This is a genomic window from Gammaproteobacteria bacterium (assembly GCA_037388465.1).
In the GTDB taxonomy this organism is placed as follows: Bacteria; Pseudomonadota; Gammaproteobacteria; order SpSt-1174; family SpSt-1174; genus JARRKE01.
The window spans coordinates 1-7,987 of the sequence record JARRKE010000096.1; the positions used below are offsets into that span (position 1 = coordinate 1).

9 protein-coding genes, 1 pseudogene and 1 riboswitch are annotated in these 7,987 nt (G+C 63.9%); of the genes and pseudogenes, 2 read left to right on the forward strand and 8 right to left on the reverse strand.

Annotated elements, in window-relative coordinates:
• Window positions 1-387: pseudogene (locus tag P8Y64_12925) on the forward strand (type III glutamate--ammonia ligase).
• Window positions 388-452: 65 nt separating this feature from the next.
• On the opposite strand, the gene P8Y64_12930 reads toward P8Y64_12925, so the two are convergent.
• Both P8Y64_12930 and P8Y64_12935 read right to left on the reverse strand, forming a co-directional pair.
• Window positions 453-749 carry a YciI family protein gene (locus tag P8Y64_12930; protein ID MEJ2061369.1) on the reverse strand — a complete coding sequence of 99 codons (297 nt, stop codon included), beginning with the start codon at window positions 747-749 and terminating at the stop codon, window positions 453-455.
• A 2-nt stretch (window positions 750-751) separates the two neighbouring features.
• Window positions 752-1,708 (reverse strand): DMT family transporter, encoded by a 957-nt coding sequence (locus tag P8Y64_12935; GenBank protein ID MEJ2061370.1) that lies wholly within the window; start codon window positions 1,706-1,708, stop codon window positions 752-754.
• A gap of 116 nt (window positions 1,709-1,824) precedes the next feature.
• On the opposite strand from P8Y64_12935, the gene P8Y64_12940 reads away from it, so the two are divergent.
• Complete coding sequence (locus P8Y64_12940; protein MEJ2061371.1) at window positions 1,825-2,709, forward strand: LysR family transcriptional regulator; 885 nt, start codon at window positions 1,825-1,827, stop codon at window positions 2,707-2,709.
• A 29-nt stretch (window positions 2,710-2,738) separates the two neighbouring features.
• Here the strand turns inward: P8Y64_12940 and P8Y64_12945 are convergent, their stop codons facing one another.
• The 6 genes from P8Y64_12945 to P8Y64_12970 form a co-directional block, all read right to left on the reverse strand.
• A complete protein-coding gene (locus P8Y64_12945; protein MEJ2061372.1) occupies window positions 2,739-3,434 on the reverse strand; it encodes an amidotransferase in 696 nt (231 codons plus the stop codon).
• A 30-nt stretch (window positions 3,435-3,464) separates the two neighbouring features.
• Complete coding sequence (locus tag P8Y64_12950) at window positions 3,465-4,349, reverse strand: DMT family transporter (GenBank protein MEJ2061373.1); 885 nt, start codon at window positions 4,347-4,349, stop codon at window positions 3,465-3,467.
• 4 nt (window positions 4,350-4,353) lie between these two features.
• The gene (locus tag P8Y64_12955) at window positions 4,354-5,148 is read right to left on the reverse strand and encodes a hypothetical protein (GenBank protein MEJ2061374.1); all 795 of its coding nucleotides are present in this window, start codon (window positions 5,146-5,148) and stop codon (window positions 4,354-4,356) included.
• Window positions 5,149-5,153: 5 nt separating this feature from the next.
• Complete coding sequence (locus P8Y64_12960) at window positions 5,154-5,936, reverse strand: N-acyl homoserine lactonase family protein (protein MEJ2061375.1); 783 nt, start codon at window positions 5,934-5,936, stop codon at window positions 5,154-5,156.
• Between the two features lie 10 nt (window positions 5,937-5,946).
• Window positions 5,947-6,945 (reverse strand): fatty acid desaturase, encoded by a 999-nt coding sequence (locus P8Y64_12965; GenBank protein ID MEJ2061376.1) that lies wholly within the window; start codon window positions 6,943-6,945, stop codon window positions 5,947-5,949.
• Between the two features lie 116 nt (window positions 6,946-7,061).
• A riboswitch (guanidine-I (ykkC/yxkD leader) is annotated at window positions 7,062-7,160 on the reverse strand.
• 176 nt (window positions 7,161-7,336) lie between these two features.
• On the reverse strand, window positions 7,337-7,987 hold a 651-nt coding region (locus P8Y64_12970), incomplete at its 5' end, for an EAL domain-containing protein (GenBank protein ID MEJ2061377.1).

Sequence of the window (7,987 nt, forward strand, 5' to 3'; positions counted from 1 at the left end):
AACAACCGCACCAACATGTTCCGCAAACCGCTAGGCGGCGGCCGTAACTAAATCAGTGCTGCCCAAATATCAAGCAATCCGAATCTCGGCGCGGCCATGATGCTGGCGGCCGGCCTGGAAGGTATCCGCGAAGGCATGGACCCGGGCAACCCGCATACCGAAAACATGTATCTGCACACTCAGGAGGAACTGGACGCCATGGGCGTCGCCTCCCTGCCGCGCAACCTGGAAGAAGCGGTCGATGCCTTCGAGGCCGATCCGCTCAGCGAGATGGTGATGGGTCCGCAGATGTTCCGCGCCTTCGTGGACTTCAAGCGCCAGGAATGGACCGATTACCACAACTACATTTCCGACTGGGAAAAAAACCGCTATCTCAAGTTCTTCTGACCCGACTCCGCTTGGGATTGCCCCCGGCTCGCCCCGGCCCACCAACGGCCGGGGCTTTATTTTTGCTATGCGCCCGCGGTAAACGCGCCGTCCAGTTTCGAATCCCAACGCGTCGGGTGAAACTCGAGCACCTCGTACGCCGCCAGTCCCTGTTGCGCGAAAGGATCCTCCGCCAGCACCGCATCCAGCTCGGCGCGATCCGACAGGCTCGCCAGAATCACGCCGCCGGTGCGCGGTTCCAGCCGTCCGGAAACCAGAAACCGGCCCGCCGCGTAGTGCTGATCCAGATAGGCCTTGTGCGCCGCCAGCGCCTGGTCGATCTCGGCGAGCGAGGCCTGGTAACTGAGTCTGACGATGAACATGCTCAGGCCTCCGCGCCCACCGGCTCGGCCGCTACCCGCCGGGGCGCGGGGGCGAGACGGCGACGGGTGTAGAGGTTGTTCGCCACCAGGGCGCCGATCACCAGCAACGCACCCAGCAATTCGTCCCGGCCGAAGTCATGGCCCTGGGCGACGCCGATCACGAACGCGGTCACCGGCACCAGGTTGATGAACAGCACGCCGTTGACCGCACCGACGGCCCTGATCCCGACGTTCCAGCTCAGCACCGCCACTACTGCACCGAGCACCACCAGGTAGAAGAACTCCCAGCCGAAACCGGCGATGACCGACAGCGTGGGCAGTTCGATATCGCCATGCGCGGCCAGACCGCCGGTGATGGCCAGGATCGAAAGCGTGCCCAGTGCACAGCTCATCGCGGTATAGCGCAACGGCGACCAGGACGGAAAATCACCGCCTCCGAGCGTATAGGCCACCCAGCACACCGCGGCGGTCAGCAGCATCAGATCGCCCGAGACCTCGCCGTTGTGCAGGGCCCGTTCGGGATTGCCGTTGGTGACCACCAGGAACACACCCAGGAAGGCGACGCCCACGGTCAGCAACGTGAACGTGGCCGGACGTTGCCTGCTGCGCACCCAACTGACCAGCACCGTGATCATGGGCATCAAGGCCATGATCACGGCGGCATGCTCCGGCCGCGAATGTGCCAGGCCGGTGTAGGCCAGCATATTGAAGCCGGCGAACCCGACCGTGCCGTAAGCGAACAGCCGCCAGGCGCGGCCCTCGAAACTCAGTGCGGCGCGCCCCTCCAGCACCGCGAGGATGGCGAGGAAGATCAGCACGCCCACACCGTAGCGGATAGCGGTGATGGTGAACGGGTCCACGCTCGGCAGCACCACCTTGGCGACCGGGAACATGCCGCCCCAGATCACCGGGGCCATTACCAGCAGCCCCCAACCCATGACATTGCTTGTTTTGTTCATCGTGGTTTCCCCCACGCTTGTTCGCAGGTGGCAGAGTGTAAGTGTTTCCGATCAATTGATAATCGGGGTATTTTGAATAATATTGTTTCTAAATCTTTAGTAATAAGGATGAAGCCATGCCTTCTCTGGTCGCCATGGCCGCTTTCGCCCAGGTGGTGGAGGCGGGCAGCTTTACCGCCGCGGCGCGCGACCTCGGCCTGTCCACGCCCGTGGTCAGCAAACGCATCGGGGAACTCGAACACGAACTGGGCACGCGCCTGCTGCATCGCACCACCCGCAAACTGAGCCTGACCGAGGCGGGTTCGGTGTTTTACCAGCACTGCGCCCGGCTGGTGGAGGAGGCGAAAACGGCCGAGGAGGCGGTGGCCCGGCTGAACGAGGCGCCGCGTGGATTGTTGCGCATCACCGCGCCGGTCACCTTCGGCTCCAACCAGGTGGCGCCGGCCATTCCCGCCTTCCTGGCCCGCTATCCGGAGGTCAGTCTCGAAATGGTGCTGAATGACCGGCTCGTCGACCTGGCCGAGGAGGCGTTCGATCTGGCGATCCGTCTGACCGCCACGCCGCAACCCAACCTGGTCGCCCGGCGGCTGATCTCGACCAGCAGGGTGGTGTGCGCCGCGCCCGATTACTGGCACCGGCACGGCAAGCCCCGCACGCCGGCGGAACTGACCCACCACAACTGCCTTCTGTATGCCTCGGTGCCGATGCGGAACGAATGGGTGTTTCACGGACCGGACGGCGAGGAACGCATCCAGGTGCGCGGGAATTTCTGGGTCAACGGCCCGGAGGCACTGCGTGAGGCGGCGGTGGGCGGACTGGGCGTGATCCGCCTGCCTTCGACCACCCTCAACCGGGATATCACCGCCGGACACCTGGAAACGGCCCTGGACGATTATGCCTCGCCCGACACCGACATCTACGCCATGTATCTGCCCAACCGCTATCTGTCCAAGAAGACCCGCGTCTTTATCGACTTCCTGACCGAGTGGTACGCACGGTAAGTCATCGTACCGCCACCGACGGCTTCTTTTTATGAATGCCTGTCGGCCAGGCCGTCGAGGAAGGCGAACAGGCGTTGATTCATGGACTCGAACGGGGCCGTATCCGCCAGCATCGCCTCGGGGGTTTGAATGTAGGGTCCGTACGGCAACGCCCCTTCGGCCTCGATGAAGGTGGCCACCACCTTCGGCGTCACCTCGGCATGGAACTGGAACGCATAGACGCGATCGTCATACACGAACCCCTGGTGAGCGCAGGCCTCGCTGTGCGCGAACAGCTGCGCCTCGGGCGGCATCTCGAAACGGTCGCCGTGCCAGTGAAACGCCATCACCGGCTGATCCAGCAGCTTGTCCAACGGGGATGTGATCACCGAGTCGACCGGCGTGACCTCGAACCAGCCGATCTCGGTTTCCGGATTGCGGGTCACGCGCGCGCCCAGCGCGTCCGCGATCAGCTGCGCGCCCAGACAGAATCCGAGCACCACCTTGCCGGCCTCAATGGCGCGATGAATGAAACGCTTTTCCGGAATCAGCCAGGAATGGTCGCTTTCCTCGTAGATGTTCATCGGCCCGCCCATGATGATGAGCCAATCGAAGCCGTCGGGTTCGGGCAGCGCATCGTTCTCGTACAAACGGGTCACGCTAAGCTGCGCCCCCTTGCGCTGCGCCCAGTCCTCGATCGCGCCCAGGCCCTCCGCGGGCACGTGCTGCAGGTAATGAATCCTCATGGTTCGGGTTCCTTTGCTTGCTATCGGATATCAGCCGGCTGGCGCGGCGGTTGGCGACTCGGACTCATCACGCCAGGCCTCCAGCAACGCGGCGGCGACGATCAGCCCGCCGCCCAGCCATTCAATGGTGCTCATGCGTTCGCCACCGATGATCGTGGCGGTGACCACGGCGGTAACGAGTTCGAGAATGATCAGGATGGAGGCGCGCCCCGCCTCCATGTGAGTCACCGCCCACTGGGTGCCGATGGTTGCGATCATCATCCAGCCCAGACCGTACACGGCCACCCATACCCAGCTCAACGGTTCCACCTGCGGCCAGGGCTGAATGCCCGCCAGGGTCAGCGGCGCGGCGATGGCGAAACAACCGATCAGCATGGCCGCCACCTTGCTCGACACCGGCAAAGCCTGGCGGGCACGAAACACCAGGTTGTTGCCCGCAAACGCCATGCCGCAGGTCACCGCCAGCAGGTCCGGCCAGGAGATGCGACCGGCAAAGGACTTGAATCCGCCCAGGATCAGGAAGGCGCCGCCCAGCGCCAGCGCCACCCCCAGGGCGCGAACCCGGTCGATACGCTCGCCCAGGAAAAGCCACCCGCCCAGCACGCCCCACACCGGCAGCAGGTAGAACAGCACCATGACGCGCACCACCTCGCCGTACACCATGGCGCAGGTGAAGGCGATGTTGGCGTAACCGCCGAGCAGGGCGATCAACAGCAGATAGCGTCCTTCGCCCGCCCAGCGCCGGCGCTGCGACAACAGCATCGGCAGCAGGAGCAGCGTGACCGCGCCGAACGCCCCGAAGGTCAACGGGACCCCCTCGACGCCCAGGGCGTTGATCTGTTTCAACGGCCACCACATGGTGCCCCACATCAGCGAGGCACCGACCAGCACGATGACCGGCAGTCTTTGATTCATTCTTCTAACCGTCCCCGTTAAAGCCGGTGAAATCCGGCGTGCATTCCATCACCGTCCATTGCGCGCCGGCCTTCTCCAGCATGCAGCCGGCAGGCGGCGTCCAGCATTCGCCGCTTACCGGCGTTGCGGCGGACGGCTCCAGCAGGCACTCGCCTTCCCGAAACGGCAGGGAGCAGCGCTCGATCAACCAGGGGCTGGAGGCCCCGCGTATCCGGCCGAAGCCGATCTCGCAATCGAAATGCGCCAGGTTCCAGGTGCGCGTGCTGACCTCGCCGGCAGCCTGAAGCGGCAGGGGGTGCGCCCGATCGATGGCATACATGAAGTAATCGCCCACCGCGACCAGCACCCCTTCGCGATTGCCCTCATGCTTTCTCACCCGCATGGCGAGCACGCCCGCGTCGCGGTTCAGAACGGACTTGCGCCAGACCTCGTCGTACTCGACCAGCACGCCGGTCTCGATCATGAGCGCGCCGTTGATGAACCGCGCCTGCCCGATATCCTCGAATTCGCCCGGCGGCTGATAATCCAGGTCGCGCTGCCAACGGCAGATGCTGTCGTTCACCGCGAGCGTGCCCGCGAAACCCTCCTGGTGCTGCAGCCAGGCCAGCAGCTCGGGCGGCAGATCCTCGACGCGCCGGTAGCCGCGAAAATCCGGACGCGGCTGCGGAATCCGCAGATCAACATACAGCCCGTGACTCTGCAGCCAATAGACCTCGGTGGTCACATCGCGCGTGCCATCCGGGTGCACGATGCGATCGCGTCGCCACAAGCCGACGTATTCGGGGGGAACCTGATGCATGCAACCTACTCGTAGAAATCCGGGAAGCGGCGGCGACTGCGGTAAAACGCCATATCGTGATTGGGCCAGAGTTCCGCACCGGTCTCCGTCGCGAGATGCTTGAGCTTGCGGATGCTGTCCAGCGCCAGATCTTCGCGGTCCTCCCAGCACAGGCCGGGGGCGATCTCCTGCTCGATGTTTTCCTGCAGATCCGCGGCATCGCCGGCGAGAATGATCGGTGCGCCACGTGGCAGTTCGATGAACAGCGACATGTGGCCGGCCGTATGCCCCGGCGATTCGACGGCCTGCACGCCCGGCGTCACCGTGTACTCCTCTTCCATGATCCGCCAGCGGTAGTCGCCGGCGAAGTCATCCTGGAAATACGCCTCGTCGGCCTGCGCCTTCGCCGCGGCGAGCTCGCGGCCGTGCACATGCACCTCCGCATGGCACATCTCGCACAGTCCGCCGCCGTGATCGAAATGCAGATGACCGCAGAACACCACGTCCACGTCCTCCGGCGCCAGACCCAGCTCGGCCAGGCGATTGGGCAGGCGCTGTTCCTCGGTCATTTCCGGCGGACCGAAGGGAAACGCCTCGTTCTCGTAGTACCGGGTGCGCAGCGCGGGATCGGCGATCTTGCCGTAATCGCAGCCCACGTCGTAAAGAATACGGCCGTTCGACGTCTCGATCAGATAGGCGAGTATCGGCGCCTCGATGATCACACCCTGCCCGTGATGACGGGTCGAGAGGGTTTTTTCGTATTTATGCGTACCGGTCAGCAGCGGCCAGAACCGTTTCACCTGTGTCATGCGGCCGGCCTCAATGCGCGGTCAAAAAGGACACGCCGACCACACCGATGAAATCGCGGCCGTTGCCGACGTCCATATTGGCAGGATCGGCGTTCAGCACCCGCGCCACGCGATAACGGTGATACGAGCGCAACAGATTGGAGACGAACAGTATCTGCGACCTGTCGTCGCCGAACTGTTCACGATGCAGACGCGGCAGTGCATACCACGGCGCCGTGGGACGCACGTGATGCGCGTTGTGATAACCGAAATTGAGCGTAAACAGATTCATCCACGGGTGCTTGAGCGAAATCAGGTTGGAATAGGTGTTGTGGTTTTCGTAGCTGCGGTCGAACTGCTCCGCCTCCACGCCGCGTTCGCCTTCCAGAGTCTCGAACACCTCGTAGGTGTGCTGATGGACGTCCATGAAGCGCATCACGTGCAGGAACAGCATGTATGCCACGCCGTACCAGAGCAGCGCCCAGGGAGAGACCCAGCCCAGCCAGGCGAAGAACAGGATACGGGTGAACAGCACCGCGATCACCCGCCCCCGGCGTGAGCGCCGGCTCTCCAGCCGGAACGGCAGGATGAGAACCAGCGAATGCATGAGCAGATCCACCGCCGGGATGTAGGCCCATTCCAGGGCCTGCACCAGACGCAGCAATACGGGATGGCGCTCCAGCATGGGACGGTAATCGAAGGCCACGACGTCGGCGCGGTCCACGTGATGGCGGAAATGCTTGTGGCGTATGCCTTCGTAGGAACCGTAGGCGGAACCCACCAGCCAGTCGAGCAGCTCGCCCAGCCAGGCGTTGTAGCGGTTATTCAGAAAGATGGTGTTGTGCGCGCACTCGTGCACCAGGTAGGCGCCGATCACCATGGCGTGCGCCAGCAGCAGCATCCCCGGCAGCGTCGGCCAGCCCGGCGCGCGTGTGATCAGCCACAGCCCGAGGGCGAAACCGCCCAGGGCGTACCCCAGCGCGAGGAAATGCGGCCAGTAGCCGCTTTTTTGTCGCATCACCTGTTGCATGACATTCCCCTTGACCAGCCCAAACAGTCATAAATCGGCATGTGCAGCCGGGGAACCGCAGGTCACGGCAAGTGACGTGGCAAGAAGGTTCCACAAACGGCATGCACGGGAGACGAACCTCCCGGGCTTTTGTCCCGCCGTGGAACCTCGTGCATGAGGCCGGGCAACCCTTGGACCAGTCGCTCTACCGAGCCGGAACCCTAGTTACCCTGTCAAACCGGGCTGCCCTGACCGCAAGGTCGGACGCCTCCCGTATTCTCGATCTCTAATAAAGCAAGAGCTGCGCCAGCCTGTCCGGCTGGCGCCCCGCCATGTTCACAGCGTTTTTTCGGCACACCTGCGCACCAGGCTGGTTCGCGGGCCGCCAGGCCGCACCGAACCGGGGCGCAACTCAGGCCGCGCCGAGCTGCTCCAGGCAGCCGCCGACGGGCCAGTCCTTGAGCCATTCATACAGGGCTTCGGCCGGCATCGGGTGGGCAACGGCAAAGCCCTGCACCTTGTAGCAGCCGACCGCCGTCAGGGCCTCCATCTGCTCGGTGCTCTCCACGCCCTCGGCGATGCACTCCAGCCTGAAGAACTCCGCCATGCCGATCAGGGATTTCACCAGCGCGTATTCGCTGGGGTTGTCCAGCATTGCCGCCACGAAGCTGTGGTCGATCTTGATGGATGCCACCGGCAGCTGGCGCAGGTAGGCGATGGAGGCGTAGCCGGTGCCGAAGTCGTCCAGCGCAAAACGTACACCGAGCTGCGCGCATTCCTCGATGGTATGGGCCGCATGCTCCAGATCGTTGATCGCGATGCTTTCCACGATTTCCAGTTTGAGGGCCGACGGGTCCACATTCGGGTGTTGCGCGAACTGGACGCGCAGCCGCTCGCAGAATCCCGCCGTTTCGAACTGGCGCGCACTCACATTCATGCTCATGCACAAACCGATGCCTTCGCGTTGCCATTCGGCCAGCTGCCGGATGGCCTCGTGCATCACCCAGTCGTCCAGATCCATGATCAGTCCCGACTGCTCGGCGATGGGTACGAAATCGCCCGG